Here is a 16,898-nt window from a genome sequence, read left to right on the forward strand (position 1 = left end):
GTGCTGGACATCGACACCGCCCCGGCCTTCCGGCTCTCCGCCTCGGCCTACCAGGTGCTGTGGGAGAAACTGCGGCTACCGGAGATGCCGGTGGTGCTGCACGTGCACCCGCACGGGTACGAGGAGCACGAGCGCACCGCGGCGATCAACGCGGCCTGGGACGAGCTGCACCGCGACGACCTGGTGCGCAACGGCGGCATCCGGCCCGAGCTGGTGGACGCGCTGACCCTGCTGGCCCGGCCCGCCCGCGCGGTGGACGCCCGGCTGTGGCTGGGGCACGAGGTGCGGGCGCTGGCCGCCGGGGCCGGGCCGGACGGCGTGCTGGCCGTGCTCGAGGAAGGCGTGCTGGACCTGCGGGCGATCTACCCTGGCGGACTGGCCAGGGCCGTGGTCGGGTTGCTGCCCGCGCGTGCGGCCGGGCCTGGTCACTCGGTGTCGCTGCCCAGTGCGGTGATCGACACGGCCGCGCAGAACGTCGGCAGTTCGGTCAAGTCCTTCGCCGAAGCCTTGCGCGACAACGGGATCAGTGCCGCGGACGCGGAGGCGGTGGCCGAGATGATCGAGGGCGCCGAGCAGAGCGGGCAGTTCGGCGCGACCCTGACCGACCGGCTGGGGCGGCGCAACCGGGCCGATCACGTGGTGGCCTTCTTCGACACCGCGGCCGGGCGCTACCTGATGGAGGAGCACCGCGGGTCCGACGGCACGCCGTGGACCACGATGAGCCCGGCCGACGGCACCCGGCTGACCGGCCAGCTGGAGCACCTGCTGGGTGAGCTGGCGCAGGACTGATGCTGTTCACCGCGGCCGTCCTGGACGGCATCGCCTGCGGGTCGGTGACCCTGGCCTTCCGGCGCTGGCGGCGGCCCAGCGTGCGCGCGGGCACCGTGCTGCGCACCGCTGCCGGGCTGGTGCAGATCCTCGCGGTGACACCGGTGGCCGACCTCACCGAAGCGGAGGCGGTACAGGCCGGATTCCCTGATCGCGCAACGCTGTTACGCGGTCTCCGGGCCGGCGCGGACGCGGCGCTGTACCGGATCGAGTTGCGCCCGGCCGGGGTCGATCCGCGGATCTCGTTGCTGGAGCAGGACGAACTGTCCGCGGCCGACCGCGCCGAGCTGGATCGGAAACTGTCCGGAATGGACAGTCGGGCCAAGCACGGGCCGTGGACGGCGCGAGTGCTGGCGCTGATCGCCGAATGCCCCGGCACCCGGGCGGCCGAGCTGGCCACCCGGGTGGACCGGGACACCCTGGCGTTCAAGAACGACGTGCGCAAACTCAAGGAACTGGGCCTGACCGAGAGCCTGGAGATCGGCTACCGGCTGTCCCCACGCGGCACGGCCTACCTGCGTAGAACCTAGTGCGCGCTCTTGTCGTTGCCGCCGGGGAAGTCGCCCTCCAGGTCGCTGATTCCGGGCGGGGCGTCGGACAGGTCCACCGGCACGTGCACCACGGTGACCCGGCCCTCCAGGGAGGCGGTCACCGCGCGGCCGAGGCCCTCGGCCAGCGCGGCCTTGTCCGAGATCACCACCTGCTCGACCCGCGGCGGCGTGGCGTGCGCGGCGGCGGCCAGTTCGCCGGAGACGAACGGGTACCGGTCGGCCGGCAGGCCGTGCTGGTCCAGCTGGGACTGCAGCCAGCCGTAGCCGCCGTTGCGCAGCACCACGTAGACCACCCCGATGCCTTCCCGGCCCAGGGTTTCCAGGTCGCTGCGGAACAGGTTGAACGCGCCGTCGCCGACGAAGGCGATCACCGGGCGGTCCGGGGCGGCGATCTTCACCCCGGCCGCGGCGGCCGCGCCGAAGCCCAGCGTGGTCTGCTCGGAGGGCACTACCGAACCGCCGCGCGCACCACAGGAGTAGTAGGGGTAGATGTAGGACCACATGTCCTGCAACCCGTTCTCCTGCACCAGGATCCGGGACTCGGGGGCCACCGTGTCGATGGCCGCGAGCACCTCGGCCACGTGCACGTAGGCGTCCTCGCCGAAGACCTTCAGCCGGGCCTGCGCGGCCGCGGCGGCCTCGCTGCGGCAGCGGGAGATGGTGGCCACCCAGTCCGCGTCCGGGGTGTGCCCGGCCAGCGCGGTCAGCCAGGCGGACACCGTGCCCGCGCCGTCGCCGATCACCTTGGGCCCGGCGAACTCCACCGAGAGCCCGCCGGCGTCGATGTTGACCTGGAGGACCGGCACGCTGGTGCCGATGCCCTCCCAGCCGAAGGTCGCGGTCTCCTCCAGCCGGGAGCCCAGCGTGATCAGCAGGTCCGTGCCGCTCCACAGCTCCGCGGTCTGCTGCGGCGAGTACAGCCCGGCCAGGCCGCAGAACTGGGCGTGGTTCTCATCCACTGTGGAGCGTCCGGTGGCGGTGCTGTAGATCCCGGCCCCGATGGTCTCGGCGAAGCGCTCCACCACGCCGTCGGCGTTGCGGTGCCGCATGCCGCCGCCGACCAGGATCAGCGGGCGCTTGGCGGCCTTGATCGCGGCCAGCGCGGCGCCGTCGGCCGCGGTCACCGCGTGGTCGACCCGGGTGACGTCGGCCGGGGTGTGCCACGGCCGGGTGCGGTTGATCTCTTCCTTGAGCAGGTGATCTGGGAACTCCAGGTAGACCGGGCCGGGGGTGCCGCTGGTGGCGATCAGCAACGCCTTCTCCAGCGCGGCGGCCACCCGGTCCGGGTGGTCCACCCGGTGCGCCCACTTGGTCAGCGGCGCCACCAGCGCGAGCTGGTCCAGTTCCTGGAAAGCGTTGGAGCCGCGCTGTTCCACGCTGGTGCCGCCGGCCAGCACCACCACCGGCGCGGCCGAGCAGTGCGCCTCCAGCAGGCCGGTGACCGCGTTCGCGGCCGCCGGGCCCTTGCCGATCACGGCGATGCCCGGCTTGCCGGACTGGAGCGCGAAACCGGTGGCCATGAAGATCGCGTTGCGCTGGTCCCGGCACAGCACGATGCGCCGGTCGGTGGGCTGCAGGGCGCGCAGCATGCCGAGATCGTCACCGGGCAGGCCGAAGATGGTCTCCACCCCGGCCGCGGTGAGGAAGTCGACGGCGGCGTTCCAGGCGCCCTGGTAGGTCTGTTCAGTCATGCGTTGGCCATCCTGCTCTGCTGGGCTGCGGGGAGGTGCTCGGCGACCGCCTTGGAGATCAGGATCGGTTCGGCGTGCCGCTCACCCCGGTAGGCGATGTAGTTGGCGGCCACGCCGTGGCCGCCGAACGGCTTGTTCCCGTTCTCCACCTCGAAGATCGTCATGTTGGCGCAGACCGCGTGCCGCTTGGCCAGCAGATCGGCAGCCGCCTGGTCGTCGCCGTAGATCATCGCGGCCATCGCCCGCTCGTTCACGATCGGCGAGTTGATGAAGGACCGGAGCTGCTGCGGGTTCTCGTAGACCACCAGGTTGAAGATGGGCGAGAACGTCTCCTCGATGGGCATCTTCTTGTTGTACCTGCGCACGAGCACCGTGGGCTCGACATGCTTGGACCGGAAGTCCACCCGGCCGCCCTGCACGATGTGTTCTCTGTTGATCCGCAGGTAGTCGGCCGCAGCCTCTAGCGCGGTCTCGTAGCAGAGGGAAGAATAGTCCGCTTCGGGATCGGTGTAGCTGCCGTAGCGCAGGTCGGCCACCCGCTTGACCAACAGGTCGGTGAACCGCTCCGCGTCGGCGGCGTTGACCATGAACACATCCGGGCCGAAGCAGTCCTGGCCGGAGTTGAGCATCCGGATCCGCAGCGCGTCGGTCACCGCGAGGTCCAGGTCCGCGCCGGGGGTCACGATGAACGGGTTCACGCCCTGGCCGAAGAACAGCAGCAGCTGGTCCTCACGCAGGTAGGAGCGGACCTGCTCGGCGTTCTGGTAGGCGCCGGTGAAGACCAGCACGTCGGCCTCGGCCACCGGCACGTCGACGAACTGGCGCTGGCTGAGCGTGGTCAGCTCGACCGCGTCCAGCTGGTGCACCGGCGCGAGCAGCTCGTGCAGACGGCGGGTGGTGTCCAGCACCTGGCCGGAGGGCCGGAAGATGATCTCCTCCGAGTACAGCGCCGGGATCAGCAGGTACAGCGCGTAGGAGTAGAGCAGCACGTTGGAGGACATGAACACGGCCATCTTGCCGACCTGGCCGGGCCGGTAGGCCGAGACCTCCTCGACCGCGCCCTCCAGCGCGCCGATGGTCGCCTCGATCTCCTCCAGCACCGCCTTGTGGTTGGAGATCTCGGTGAGCACGTCGATGACCTGCTGCGGGTTGGTGCGCAGGAGGTCCAGCACGGCCTGGATCGCCCGCACCCGCTCGGGGAAGTGCAGCGCGCTCAGGTCCGGCACGGGTTCGGCCGCGGTGGTCTGGGCGACCCGGTTGCGCGGGGTGGGCAGGGCGTCCAGCACGAGTCGCTCCAGTTGCCTGGGGTCGGGCTTTCCGTTGGCGTTGAGCGGGAACTCCGCGATCACGAGCACGTGGTTGGGCTGCTCGTAGGGCGGCAGTTCAGCGCAGATCAGCTCGCGCCAGTGCCGGGCCTCGCGCAGGTCGGGGTCGGCCACCACGAAGACCAGCTGGCTACCGCGGCGCTCGTCGTCCAGGGCGACCACCTTGATCGGCGCGCCCGCCGCCTCGGCCTTGCGGGCCAGGGCTTCCGGGTAGAGCGTGTGGCCCATCCGGTGCACGGCGAACTTGCGGCCGACCACGTACAGGTTGCCCTCGGCGTCGGCGTAGCCGATGTCGTTGGTGCGGTAGGTGTCGTTGTCCCTGGGCACCACGCTGCCGTCGGCGGCCAGGTAGCCCTGCATGAGACCGCCGGAGCGGACCAGGATCTCGCCGATCTCCCCTGGCGCGGCGGTGACCCCGTTCTCGTTGATGATCATCAGCTCCACCCCGTCCAGGGGCTTGCCGCAGCCGATGGCGTTGCCGGGCGCCGCGAGGGCGATGTTGCCGACCTCGGTGCTGCCGTAGCCGTCCAGCAGCGGCTGGCCGGTGGCCGCGACGAACTTGTCCGCCAGCGCCCGGTCCAGCGGGGCGCCGCCCACACACCACATGCGCACCCCGCGCAGGCCCTCGGCCGAGTCCGGCCGGCGTTGCACCAGGTTGAGCAGGGTGTGGTAGGTCGCGGGGGTCGCGTCCACCACGGTCGCCCGGTACCGGCCCGCCATGTCGACCGCGTGGTCGAGACGGGTGTACGGCGCGACCACGAAGGAGCAGCGGGCCACCCACCAGAGCAGCACCAGGGACAGGCCGTACTGGTGCGAGAAGGGCAGCAACGGCATCAGCACGTCGGCCTCGGTGTAGCCCATCCGCTGCTGGGTGCGCTCGATGTTGCCCAGGAAGGAGTGCCCGGAGCGCACGATGCCCTTGGGGTCCCCGGTGGTGCCGGAGGACCAGGCGATCAGCGCGTCAGTGCGGGAGAACCAGTCCACGAAGCTCAGCGAGCCCAGCACGTCCTCGGTGCGCGCGGCGGCCTCGGCGAGCAGTTCGTCCAGGTAGAGCGCGCCCGCCGGGCCCACACCCGCGTCGTCGGCGGGCAGGGCCGGCTGGAGCACTGCCCACCGTGCTCTGGCCAGCCCCGCGAACCGGAGGGTTTCCTCCGGGGTCTGCCGGTGGTCGACCAGCACGATCGACACATCCAGGTGCACCAGCGCGAGCAGCGCGGTGACGTAGCCGGCGGAGTTGTCCGCCTTGAGCACCACCCGGTCGCCTGGCGCCACTCCCCTGCCCCGCAACACCGCCGCCACCCGGAGCGCGTCCTGCTCGACCTCGGTCACCGAACGCACCGAGTTCGCCGTCACCAGTCTCGCTGCCACAGGATCCACCGCCGTCTCCCACGTCACCACAGCCATCGCCACCACGACGTCGCCACCCGTCGTCGGGACCATCGAGATCCCGTTGCCCCGTGTCGCCGGTCTGAACAGCGGGCGCGATGCGCACTCGCCCACGGGACTGTTCCGCTCACTTACTGGCACCCACCCCAGATGCTTCGATAGCCACCCTAACGAGTCGACTACACGAACCGGAGGCCACTTCAAAAAGTTGGGGCGAACGGAGCACCAACCATGCTCCGATCAGGTCGCAATACCCACGCTCAAGGCAGTTCACATCAATATTTTCAAAGCAATTAACGCTGTGTAACAACGTAAATACACGGAGCGCGATCGGTTGACCGTGGGTCAACGTCAGGGGAATGTCAAAGAAACGTGAACCGCCGTATAACGTTTCCGTACACTTGCCCCGGCAAAAGCTTGGCGCCAGTGAGATTGGTGTGACTATTCACTCCATTGACAGAAAAGCGTCAGAACTGCGTATGTATCCGCCCTACCTGCACAAATGCCTGGACAGGCGTGGCCGGAGCTGCTACTTCGGGTGGCCGGGGCCCGGTATAGCTGGGGGTCAATACCGGACAACCCGGCCACGAGAACGTTCCCATGCGGCCGCCGCCGCGTCCAGTGCGGACTGCCGGTAATAGCTCCGGAGGACTACCTGGGGGTGATATGGAGGTCATCCTCCAGTCAGTGCGGCTGACCAGTCCGGATCGTCGCAGGTCGCGTGCTTATACACCCCTGGACGCAACTTCGGCCACTCCTGACCGCCGCCGTGCTTGAATCGCCTGGTAAGCAGCACAAACCTTCCGCGCACCAGGAGAGAATCTCGTGTTGTACGTTGTCATCATCGCCTGCGAATTCGCCTTCTGGGCGGTTCTGTTCGCCGGTCTGTTCGTGCGCTACGGATTGCGGATGCCGCGACTGTCCACCGTGATCCTGCTGCTGACGCCGCTGGTGGACCTGGTGCTGCTGGCGGTGGCGAGCTGGGACCTGCTCAGCGGCGGGACGGCGAACCTGGCGCACTCGCTGGCCGCGATCTACCTCGGTTACTCCCTCGCCTACGGCAAGCGGCACATCGGCAAGCTGGACCGCTGGTTCCAGACCAGGTACGCCCGCAAGCGCGGCGCGCAGGCGCCGGTATTCCAGGACGTGGAGCGGGAACTGCCGCGCTCCCAACGGGAACGGCGGGCCTGGTTCCGGCTGCTGCGCATGTACCTGGTGCTGGCCACGCTGATGGGCGGCGCGATCCTGCTGACCGGCGACCCGGCCCGGACCCAGGCACTGCACACCCCGCTGATCATCTGGACCTTGATCGTGCTGGTGGACGGCGTCATCAGCTTCGCCCGCAAGGACGACCCCGCGGCGCGCGTGGGGCCGGATCGGGTCGGCAGCTGACGGGCCAGGCGCACGCACGCCTCCCGGCGGTGAGTTGATGGTCGAGGTGCACGATCAAGTATCGGCCAGCCTCGCACCAAAGTCGTCTGTCTCGGATACCAGTCCCCGATGCGACTTAACCGCTTCAGGATGAGCCCAAACGCCGAATAGTCCCTCCGACGGATGAGCCCACTAACGAAACTACGTCGTTTAGTAGCCGCGGCGCAGCCGGGCGAGCACCGCCGCCACCGCGCAGCTGAGACAGGTCAGCACGGGAAGTTGCAGGTCACCGGGCTGGAACAAGGAGATAATGGTCCAGATCACCAGGCACAGCACACCCAGTGAGAGCGCGAACACGGTCAGTCCGAGCCGCGGTTGGGTTCCGAGGATTCGAAGCAGCTTCGACCGCGCGGAGGACGGCAGCCTGCGCCACGGCCGGGCGGCCAGGATGCCGGTCGCGGCCAGCAGCAGCACGCCGAGCCAGGCGTGGCCGCGGCCGGGCTCGGGCAGGCCGCCGATGATCAGCGCGAGCGAGCCGAGGCTGAGTACCAGCGTCAGGGTGCGCACGGTCGGCCACAGCACGGCGGCGACCACGTTGGCCGGGGGCGGCGGTGGTTCGGCCGAGGGGAGCTGGCCGCCGGTGGGCGCGGGTGGGGTGGTGGCGCGCTCACGCACCAGGACGAGGTTGAGCTTGGCGTGCTGGTTGCCGGGGTCGAGCCGGAGCGCGGCCTGGTAGGCCTGTTCGGCGATGTCCCAGCGCTTGGCGCGCAGCGCGATGTCGCCGAGCACTTCGAAGCAGCGGGGTTCGGCCGGGTTCAGCTCCACCGCGCGGCGGGCGGCGGCCACCGCCTGGTGGCCTTCGGGTCGCTGCGGGTCGAGCATGGCGCCGCCCGCGCCGAGCGCCTCGGCCAGCGCGATCTGGCCACGCCAGTCCGCCGGGGCCAGCCGGACCGCCTCGCGGGCGGCGGCCACCGCCTCCGGGTGCCTGCCCAGTTCGGTCAGCGCGAGGCTGGCCAGGCGGTGCGGGGCCTCGTCGTCGCGGTTGAGTTCAGCGGCGCGCCGGGCTGCTTCCAGGGCGCGTTTGGGCTTGTCGTGCTGGAGGTAGGCCGCGGCCTGGCGGCACAACGCCTCGGGCGCATCGGTCACGGTGTGCAGTCTTCCACGTGCCCCGGGTGACCCCGGTCCACGGCCCTGGGCAGGCCGTGGACCGGGGGCGGTCACAGGCCGAGGCGGCCCAGCGCCTGGCTGATCCGGTGGTCGGTGGACACGATCGGGGCTTCGGCGCGCACCCACGGGGACCCGCCGAAGTGGGTCTGGAAGATGTGCTCGGCGGTGCGGGTGGCCACGGCCTGGGTGGTCAGCGTCGGGTTGGGCCCGCCGAGTGCGTTGGCCAGCGCCGAGTTGTCCGCGATGTAGAGCCCGCGGACGGCCCTGGACTCCCCGGTCGGGGTGGTGACGCTGTTCTGCTCGGACAGGCCCATCCGCATGGTGGACTGCACGTGCAGGATCAGCGGCGCCCAGTCGATCCGGAACACCCGCTTGGCGCCCGCGCCACGGAGCAGCTGGGTGGCGCGTTTGGCCAGGTACTCGCGGTTGCGCTGGGTGCGGGCGGTGCGCTGACGCTGCCGGAACTCGACCTTGGCGATCGGCCCGTGCTCGTCGGCGGGCAGCACCGAGGGCACCACCCGGTTCTGCGCCTCCACATCGTCGTCGGTGATCACCAGCACGTTGAGCAGCCGGTTGACCCCGCCGGCCAGGACCTCCTTGAGTTCCGGCCCGATGAGCCGGCCCGCCGGTCCGTCCCACGGCCCGGTGGCGCCGCGGCCGTTGCCGTAGCGACCGCGGATGCCGCTGTCGCTCAGGGTCATGCTGAAGGCTTGCAGGGCCGGGGGCAGGCCGACGTTCTCCAGGCCGCCGTAGCCGGGGAACTCGCAGCGCGCGGAGGAGCCGACGCCCTTGGTGGAGTCGGTGTCCCGGTCGAACTGCCCGATAACCCAGTCGAAATGGTGGTCGGTGTAGCCGCGGCCAACCCAGCCGTTGGGGTTGGGCAGCCCGCTGTTGAGCCACAACCGCGGGGTTTCGGTGCACCCGGCCGCCAGCACCACGACCTTGGCGTCCTCGCGATGTTCCTGGCCCTTGCCGGTGCGCCAGGTGACGCCGGTGGCGGTGAGCGCGGAGCCCCGGCGTTCGGTGCGCACCTTGGTGACGAAGGCGTCCGCGATCAGCGTCGCGGCCTTGGCCGAGGGCCGGACCGCGGGGGCGGTGATGGCCAGCGGGACGTAGCTGTTGTCGGTGGAGCGCTTGGCGAACTGGTTGCGCGGGGCCCGCGCGGGCTGCATGCAGCCCTGGAAGCAGTAGCCGCAGAAGGTGCAGCCAGTGGCCATCGGGAAGGTCAGCTTCGACGCGTCGGTGGTCCGGCCCGCGGTGCCCCCGGGTTGCAGGATCGCGTTCTCCTGCGGCCGGTAGGAGGCGCCCAGGGTGGTTTTGGTCTTCTGCACCGGGATGTTCATGGTCTCGCAGCCGCGGAAGAAGGTCTCCTCCTTGAGCCCCATGGCCGCGGTCTGCACCGGCAGGGTGGCCTCGACCCACTCGTAGTAGGGCACGAGATCCTTGTAGCCGAACGGAAATCGGTGCTCGACGTCGTAGTTGGCCGCGTCCGCGCCGTCGTAACCGGCGAACACGCCGGGGTAGGCGCGCGGGCAGTTGCCGTAGTAGTGCTGGGTGGTGCCGCCGACGCCGGAGAGCTGCCAGAGGAAGGAGTTCTGCGGGGTTTCCCGGAACCAGGCGGGCTTGTCCCTGGCTTGCGGGCCGAAGCGCAGGTAGCCGGTGAGCGGGTTGTTGGCGTCGTTCTCGAAGTGCGTCCACTCTTCTCGCGGTTTGGCGTGCCGGGGCCCGGCTTCCAGCAGCAGCACGTCCAGGCCACGCCCGGCCAGCTCGGCGGCCACGACCGGTCCACCGCCACCGGCGCCGATCACGATGACGTCGCGCATCAGTCCTCCACCGAGGTTCGGCCCTGGTAGTAGCCACGGAAGTCGTCCCAGCCCTCAACCGGACCGGCAGGCTGGTACCCGGTCAGCTGCCAGCCCGGTGGCCGGGACTTGAGCTTGCGCGTCTTCTTGTCGAAGACCTTCCACTCGGAGAACGCGCCGAAGGCCGGGAACTCCAGCAGGGCTCCACCCACGAACTTCAACAGCCCGGAAACACTGCCCCGCAACGGCTGCGGCAGATTCCCGTCCAGCAACGCGACCAGATCGGCGTCCGGCCCCTCCAGCAACTCGAACGCCCGAGCCTTGTCCGCGAAGGACAGCCTGGCGAACGGGGAGAGGAAAAGTCCGTTGAGCGCCAACGGGTTCACCTGCGTCGCGAGCAGGTTGAGCAGCAGCGCGATCACCAGCGAGAGCGGCAGCGACTCGTCGTTCTGCAGCACGATCGCCAGCGCTTTGTCCACTGTGGACACTTGAAGGTCGATCAGCCCGAGCAGGCTGTCCGGGAGCTTGCTGCCGGTGTCGGCGAGCGCGGTGACAAAGGCCATCGAGAGCGGCTTCGCGAGCTGGTCAGGGAAGGGCACGAAGTGATCGAGTGCCTCGATCATGAAGTCGGTCGCGCCCATTTCCAGCGCACCGGGGCTCGACACCGGGGTGCCCTGGGCGCGGGAGTAGCTGTCCGGGCCGGGGACCACGAAGGTGGTCAGACCGTTGAGGGTGTCCCTGGCGAGTTCGGCGAGGATGGGGCGAAGCAGGTCGACGAGGATAGGCAGTGGCGGGGCGGCAGTGGCGGTGGGGGCCGCGGCCAAGGCGGGGGGCAGCAGCACCCCCGCTCCGGTGACCGCGCCCAGGACGCCAATGCGGGCAAGGAAAGCCCGGCGCGCCAGATCAGAGGAGGACATTCCGTGTCCTTGCGGCAGGAGGTGTGGTGGTGCCCGCGGGGTCGGGGTGCTGGCAGGAATACAGCGACCGCACCGGACCGGCAAGCCCAGCCCCCAGAGACCACTCAGTCGGGTGCCCCCAAAAGTCGAGTTGGCCAAACTCGTACGGGTAGTTGGCCCAAGTGGGCGTACGAGTTTGGCCAAGTCGACCGACGGTGGTCCGCCGGGGGTCAGCCGGTGGTGGCGTAGATCGGGTAGTGGTCGGAGTAGTCGTTGTAGGTTTCCTTCTTGCCCCAGGATTCGACTGTCCATTGCGGGGAGTGGAGTTCGCGGGTTTCGTTGATCCAGGTGGCGGGGCCCGCGTGGCCGTTCAGCAGCAGGATGTAGTCCAGGCGCTGACGGGGGCCGGCGGCGTCGCGGTTCTTGGCGATCGAGTTCGTCTGCGGGTCGTAGGAGTACGGGTGACCGGTGTGCCGTTCCGGGTCGCGGGCGTTCAGCGTGCCCAGGGCGGCGGTGTACTCGGGGGTGCCCAGGTTGACGTTGAGGTCCCCGGCCACGATCACCGGTTCACTCGCCGGGATGTTGCGCTCCCGGACGTAGGCGGCCAGTTCGGCCAGCTGACCCGCGCGAATGGCCGGGGCCTTGCCGTTGCAGCCGCCGTCGTCGGCCTGGAGGTGCGTGCCGAGGACATGCAGGGGTCCGCTGGGGGAGTTGATCCTGGTGTAGGCGAAGCCCTTGGCGGAGAAGCTGTCCGTGCCGCATTTGGGTTTGTAGACGTGCTGGACCCGCTCGGCGATGGGCCAGCGGCTGAGGATGGCCACGCCGCCGTCCTCGGGGTACAGGTCGGTGTAGTCGCCCCGGGTCACGTCCCAGCCTGCCTTGCTCCGGCCTACCACCGGGGTTCGGTGGGGGTAGCTGTCGGACAGGTTGGCGAACAGGCGGTCGGAGGCGGCGTTGTCGAAGGCTTCCTGCAGGACCACCACGTCCTGGTTGGCCAGGACGCCCTGGGAGTCGATCAGGTCCGCGCGGTGGTCCTGGCCCCAGTTGGGGTAGATGAGTTTGGAGAACAGGAAGACGTTGTGGCTGGCGACCCTGGGGAACTGCTGCTGGGCCTGGGCCACCGGGGTCAGCAGGGCCGTGACGCCCAGGACCAGCACGAACGTGAGTAGCGTTCGGGTTCGCATGGGAACCAAGAATGAGCGTGCAGCGTCACACTGTCGATACCTCCATCGGTCAAGTGGACCAACGAAACGGAAAACCTGCGCGAACGTGCGTCACGAAGCGCAACCCGAGACGTCCCGGTTCCGCGAGCGTCCTTGGACGTGAGACGGCAAGGCTGGAGGTCGGGGGCCGTGGTTGTCCGACGGGAGTGGCAGGTGTGGTGCCGAGACGTGGCTGGACGGCGGCGTGAGCTGACCGTGTTCGTCAAGCAGGGCTCGGTCGTGATCGTCGCGCCGCCTGGCGAAGCCGCTGTGCTCGAACCCCTGGAGGTAGGACGATTGAGGGCTGCCCTGCGGGAGGCGGCCATCTACGCGGCGGTGACTACGGAGTAGTGATGTCAGAGACCAGGGGGCGACTGACCGTGCGGCGCGGCACGGTCAGGGACGCGGACACCATGCTCGCGCTCTTCGACGACGCGGTGCGCTGGCTGACCGAACGCGGCAACACGGGGCAATGGGGCACGGCGCCGTTCTCCGCCATCCCGCAACGGGTGCAGCAGGTGCGGAGCTGGGGCGAAGCGGGTGCGTTGCGGGTCGCCGAGCGGGATGGGCTTGTGGTCGCGATGAGTTCGGTCGGGCCGGCGCCGGCTTACGTTTCGCCTGCCACTGAGCCCGAGTTGTACGTGATGGGACTGGTCGGCCGGCGGGCGGCGGAGGGCCGTGGGGCTGGGGCGGCGTTGCTGGCCGACGCACGCGAGGAGGCCGCGGGACTGGGGCTGGCGAAGGTTCGGGTCGACTGCTGGTCGGGTGGTGGCGGAGCGCTCGTGCAGTACTACGTGCGAGCTGGATTCACGCCGGTGGAAACGGTTCAGGTGGAGGCTTGGACGGGGCGGGTGCTGGAAGTCCGGGTGTGATCAGAAACGGACCAATGTCCAACTGGGACTAGCTACTCACGAGTAGGTAGTGTCAGAATCACCGCCAGGGAGGTGGCGGTGAGCACCTACTTCGTTACCGGGGCGACCGGGTTCCTGGGCAGTCAGCTGGTTGCCCGGTTGCTGGCACGTGACACCTGCGACCGGGTATATGTGCTGGTCAGACCGGCATCACAGGACAAGCTGGAGCGGATCGCGGCCCGCTGGCCGCGGCGCGAGCTGGTCATGCCGGTGCTCGGCGACCTGGCCGAGGACGGGCTGGGACTGGGCGCCGCGGACCTGCTGCGGCTCTCCGACGGCGTCGATCACCTGCTGCACCTGGGCGCGGTCTACGACCTGACCGCCTCCGAGGAGCACAACACCGAGGTCAACGTGGACGGCACCCGCCGCGTGGTCGAGCTGGCCGAACAGCTCGGCGTGCGCTGGCTGCACCACGTGTCCTCGGTGGCGGTGGCCGGTGAGCACCGCGGGGTGTTCACCGAGGAGGACTTCGACCTCGGCCAGCACTTCGCCTCGCCGTACCACGCGACCAAGTTCGCCGCGGAGCAGCTCGTGCGCTCCCAGCACGCGGTGCCCTGGCGGATCTACCGGCCCGCGGTGGTGGTCGGCGACTCCCGGACCGGCGAGATCGACAAGATCGACGGGCCCTACTTCTTCTTCCCCACCTTCGCCAGGCTGGCCAAGCTGCCCAAGCGGTTGCCGCTGGTCGGGGCGGACATCGGCGCGACCAACGTGGTCCCGGTGGACTACGTGGCCGACGCCATCGACCACCTCGCGCACGCCGCGCACCCGCCCGGCCGGACCTTCCACCTGACCTCCCCGCGCCCGCAGCCGGTCACCGAGGTCTACAACGCCTTCGCCGCGGCCGCGGGCGCGCCAACGATGGCGTTCTCCTTGCCGCACACCGCCTCCGCGCCACTGCGCGCGCTCAGCGACCGAGGTCTGCGCGCACTCAGTCGCACCGCGGACCGCGTCCCTGGCTCCACGCTGCTGTTCGAGTGGCTCGGCGTGCCCGCGGCGGCGCTGCCGCACCTGACCCTGACCGCCACCTTCGACTCCGGCGCCACCCAGGGCGCGCTGGCCGGCAGCGGGCTGCGGGTGCCCGAGCTGCGTGAGTACGCGGACACACTGTGGCGTTACTGGTCCGAGCACCTCGACCCGGACCGGGCCCGCCGTCCCCGGTCCGGGGGCGAGCTGGGCGGGCGCACCGTGATGGTCACCGGCGCCTCCTCCGGCATCGGCCGGGCCACCGCCCTTGAGGTGGCCCGGCACGGCGGGATCCCGCTGCTGGTGGCCCGGCGCGCCGAGGAGCTGGCCGAGGTGCGCGCGGAGATCATCGCCGCCGGCGGCGGCGCCTACGCCTACCCCTGCGACCTCACCGATCCCGAAGCCGTGCGGGCCATGCTCAAGGACGTGCTGGCCCAGCACGAGGCGGTGGACATGCTGGTCAACAACGCCGGCCGGTCCATCCGCCGCTCACTGTTGCGCTCCACCGACCGGCAGCACGACTTCGAGCGCACCATGGCGATCAACTACCACGCCCCGGTCCGGCTCATCCTCGGCCTGCTGCCGCACATGACCCGGCGCCGCTTCGGCCACATCGTCAACATCTCCACCCAGGGCACCCAGGTCGGCACCCCGCGCTTCGCCGCCTACCTGGCCTCCAAGGCCGCGCTGGACGCCTTCACCAGGGTGGCCAGCGCGGAGGCGCACGGCAACGGGATCACCTTCACCACCGTGCACATGCCGCTGGTGCGCACCCCGATGATCGAACCGACCAAGGTCTACCGGCGACTGCCCGCGGCCTCCCCGCAACGCGCCGCCGAACTGGTGCTCACCGCGCTGACCAGGCGCCCCACCAGGGTGACCCTGCCGCTGGGCACCGCCTTCGCCACCGCCTACGCCCTCGCCCCCAAGGCGGTGGACCGGGTGATGAGCCTGGTCTACCGGCTGGGAGCGGTCTGATCCCCCGCCGAAGGAGTTGAGCGTGACCACCGTGGTCGCCACCGCCCGCCGACTACTCGGTCAATGCGGCGTCAGCCTGCTCGGACTGCTCGTGCTGGCCCGCACCGGACTTGTCATGCCGATCCGCCCTGACCGGCTCTACACCATGGCCCAGGCCCTGCGCCGCTGGTCGCTGACCCTGCCCGGCGGCTACGCGGTCGGCGCGGGCAGGCACCCGGACGCCCCGGCCATCATCGACGAGCTGGGCACCCTGACCTGGGCCGAGGTGGATACCCGCAGCACCCGGCTGGCGCACGGCCTGGCCGGACTCGGCCTGCGCACCGGCGACACCCTGGCCGTGCTCTGCCGCAACCACCGCGGCCTGATCGAGTCCATGGTGGCCGCGGGCAAACTCGGCGCGCACCTGGTGCTGCTCAACACCGGCGCGTCCGCGGCCCAGATCGGCGCGGTGCTGCGGGATGAGGAGATCACCCTGGTGGTGGCCGACGCGGAGTTCCGGCCGCTGCTGGCCAAGGCCCCGCGCGGGGTGCGCCGGGTGACCGCCTGGCCGGATGAGAAAACCCGCAGCGAGACGGTGGAATCGCTGATCGCCGCCTCCCCCGCCACCGAACTCCCGGCGCCCTCGGCGCACGGGCGGGTCATCGTGCTGACCTCCGGCACCACCGGCACGCCCAAGGGCGCCCGGCGGCCCGAGGTGCACGGGCTGTTCACCGCCTCCACCCTGCTGTCCAAGATCCCGCTGCGCTACGGCCAGCGGGTGCTGGTGGCCGCGCCGCTGTTCCACACCTGGGGACTGGCCGCGTTGCAGCTGGGCATGCTGCTGGGCAGCCCGCTGGTGCTGCAACGCCGGTTCGACCCGAAGTCCACTGTGCAGGCACTGGTCCGGCACCGGTGCGCGGTGCTGTTCGCGGTTCCGGTGATGCTGCAACGCATCCTGGAACTGCCCCGCGAGGTGCTGCGCGAGCACCACCCGGCCGAGTTGAAGATCGTGGCCTCCAGCGGCTCCACCCTGCCCGGCGCGCTGGCGGTGGAGTTCCAGCGCGAGTTCGGACCGGTGCTCTACAACCTCTACGGCTCCACCGAGGTCTCCTGGGTCAGCGTGGCCACCCCGGCCGAGCTGGACGCCGCGCCGGCCACCGCGGGCAGGCCGCCACTGGGCACCCGGCTGGCCATCCTGGACGAGGCGGGCGAACCGGTGCCGCCCGGCGGAACCGGCCGGATCTTCGTGGCCAACGGGCTGCTCTTCGACGGCTATACCAACGGCAAGTCCAAGGAGGTCCACGACGGCATGATGAGCACCGGCGACGTGGGCTACCTGGACCCGGCAGGCCGGTTGTTCGTCGCCGGCCGGGACGACGACATGATCGTCTCCGGCGGCGAGAACGTGTACCCGCGCGAGGTCGAGGACCTGCTCGCCCGGCAGCCGCAGGTGCGCGAGGTGGCCGTGCTGGGCGTGCCGGACCGGGAGTTCGGCCAGCGGCTGGCCGCCTATGTGGTGCTCGACGAGCAGGCCGAGCTGGACGCCGCCGGAGTGCAGGACCTAGTTAAGGCCAACCTGGCCCGGCACTGCGTGCCCCGCGACGTGGTGTTCCTGGAAGCCTTGCCGCGCAACGCCACCGGCAAGGTGCTCAAGCGCGAGCTGCCCCGGCCGGGCTGACCCACCCCCGCGCGTGGTGACCCCGGGCACACCGGGCAGACTGGTAGTTGATCAAGAACTCCGGTCGGTCCGGCTAGGCCGAGTCGTTGCCCCCCGAGGCTCGGCGGACCGGCCGGTCGGCGCGGCAGGGTGATCCCCCGATGAGCACCACCCTGCCGCGCCTCACG

13 protein-coding genes are annotated in these 16,898 nt (G+C 70.3%); 7 read left to right on the forward strand and 6 right to left on the reverse strand.

Annotation, left to right across the window (positions count from 1 at the left end):
• Both MZC64_RS25930 and MZC64_RS25935 read left to right on the forward strand, forming a co-directional pair.
• A complete protein-coding gene (locus MZC64_RS25930; protein WP_247759056.1) occupies positions 1–789 on the forward strand; it encodes an ESX secretion-associated protein EspG in 789 nt (262 codons plus the stop codon).
• Positions 789–1,358: a hypothetical protein gene (locus tag MZC64_RS25935; RefSeq protein WP_247759055.1), complete on the forward strand. Its 570-nt coding sequence runs from the start codon at positions 789–791 to the stop codon at positions 1,356–1,358. The genes MZC64_RS25930 and MZC64_RS25935 overlap by 1 nt, the downstream gene beginning before the upstream one ends.
• Here MZC64_RS25935 and MZC64_RS25940 read toward each other — a convergent pair.
• Both MZC64_RS25940 and MZC64_RS25945 read right to left on the reverse strand, forming a co-directional pair.
• Positions 1,355–3,070 (reverse strand): thiamine pyrophosphate-binding protein, encoded by a 1,716-nt coding sequence (locus MZC64_RS25940; protein ID WP_247759051.1) that lies wholly within the window; start codon positions 3,068–3,070, stop codon positions 1,355–1,357. The genes MZC64_RS25935 and MZC64_RS25940 overlap by 4 nt on opposite strands.
• Complete coding sequence (locus tag MZC64_RS25945; protein WP_247759039.1) at positions 3,067–5,763, reverse strand: aldehyde dehydrogenase family protein; 2,697 nt, start codon at positions 5,761–5,763, stop codon at positions 3,067–3,069. The genes MZC64_RS25940 and MZC64_RS25945 overlap by 4 nt, the downstream gene beginning before the upstream one ends.
• An 843-nt stretch (positions 5,764–6,606) precedes the next feature.
• Here MZC64_RS25945 and MZC64_RS25950 point away from each other — a divergent pair.
• Entirely contained in the window at positions 6,607–7,173 is a 567-nt protein-coding gene (locus MZC64_RS25950; RefSeq protein ID WP_247759032.1) for a hypothetical protein, read from the forward strand.
• Between the two features lie 189 nt (positions 7,174–7,362).
• Here MZC64_RS25950 and MZC64_RS25955 read toward each other — a convergent pair whose 3' ends face one another.
• The 4 genes from MZC64_RS25955 to sph form a co-directional block, all read right to left on the reverse strand.
• A complete protein-coding gene (locus MZC64_RS25955) occupies positions 7,363–8,298 on the reverse strand; it encodes a tetratricopeptide repeat protein (protein WP_308301072.1) in 936 nt (311 codons plus the stop codon).
• Positions 8,299–8,369: 71 nt separating this feature from the next.
• Complete coding sequence (locus tag MZC64_RS25970) at positions 8,370–10,142, reverse strand: GMC family oxidoreductase N-terminal domain-containing protein (RefSeq protein ID WP_247759030.1); 1,773 nt, start codon at positions 10,140–10,142, stop codon at positions 8,370–8,372.
• On the reverse strand, positions 10,142–11,038 hold the full coding sequence (locus MZC64_RS25975; RefSeq protein WP_247759027.1) for a hypothetical protein: 897 nt from the start codon (positions 11,036–11,038) through the stop codon (positions 10,142–10,144). The genes MZC64_RS25970 and MZC64_RS25975 overlap by 1 nt, the downstream gene beginning before the upstream one ends.
• Before the next feature lie 209 nt (positions 11,039–11,247).
• Positions 11,248–12,201 (reverse strand): sphingomyelin phosphodiesterase, encoded by a 954-nt coding sequence (gene sph, locus MZC64_RS25980; protein WP_247759025.1) that lies wholly within the window; start codon positions 12,199–12,201, stop codon positions 11,248–11,250.
• A gap of 168 nt (positions 12,202–12,369) precedes the next feature.
• On the opposite strand from sph, the gene MZC64_RS25985 reads away from it, so the two are divergent.
• The 4 genes from MZC64_RS25985 (at position 12,370) to MZC64_RS26000 (ending at position 16,731) form a co-directional block, all read left to right on the forward strand.
• Complete coding sequence (locus MZC64_RS25985; RefSeq protein WP_185002021.1) at positions 12,370–12,570, forward strand: hypothetical protein; 201 nt, start codon at positions 12,370–12,372, stop codon at positions 12,568–12,570.
• A 2-nt stretch (positions 12,571–12,572) separates the two neighbouring features.
• Entirely contained in the window at positions 12,573–13,091 is a 519-nt protein-coding gene (locus MZC64_RS25990; protein ID WP_247759023.1) for a GNAT family N-acetyltransferase, read from the forward strand.
• A 78-nt stretch (positions 13,092–13,169) separates the two neighbouring features.
• Positions 13,170–15,074, forward strand: coding sequence for an SDR family oxidoreductase (locus MZC64_RS25995; protein WP_247759022.1), 1,905 nt, complete (start codon positions 13,170–13,172; stop codon positions 15,072–15,074).
• 22 nt (positions 15,075–15,096) lie between these two features.
• Positions 15,097–16,731, forward strand: coding sequence for an AMP-binding protein (locus MZC64_RS26000; protein ID WP_247759021.1), 1,635 nt, complete (start codon positions 15,097–15,099; stop codon positions 16,729–16,731).
• Positions 16,732–16,898: the final 167 nt, after the last annotated feature.

Source organism: Crossiella sp. S99.2, assembly GCF_023094165.1.
Classification (GTDB): domain Bacteria; phylum Actinomycetota; class Actinomycetes; order Mycobacteriales; family Pseudonocardiaceae; genus Crossiella.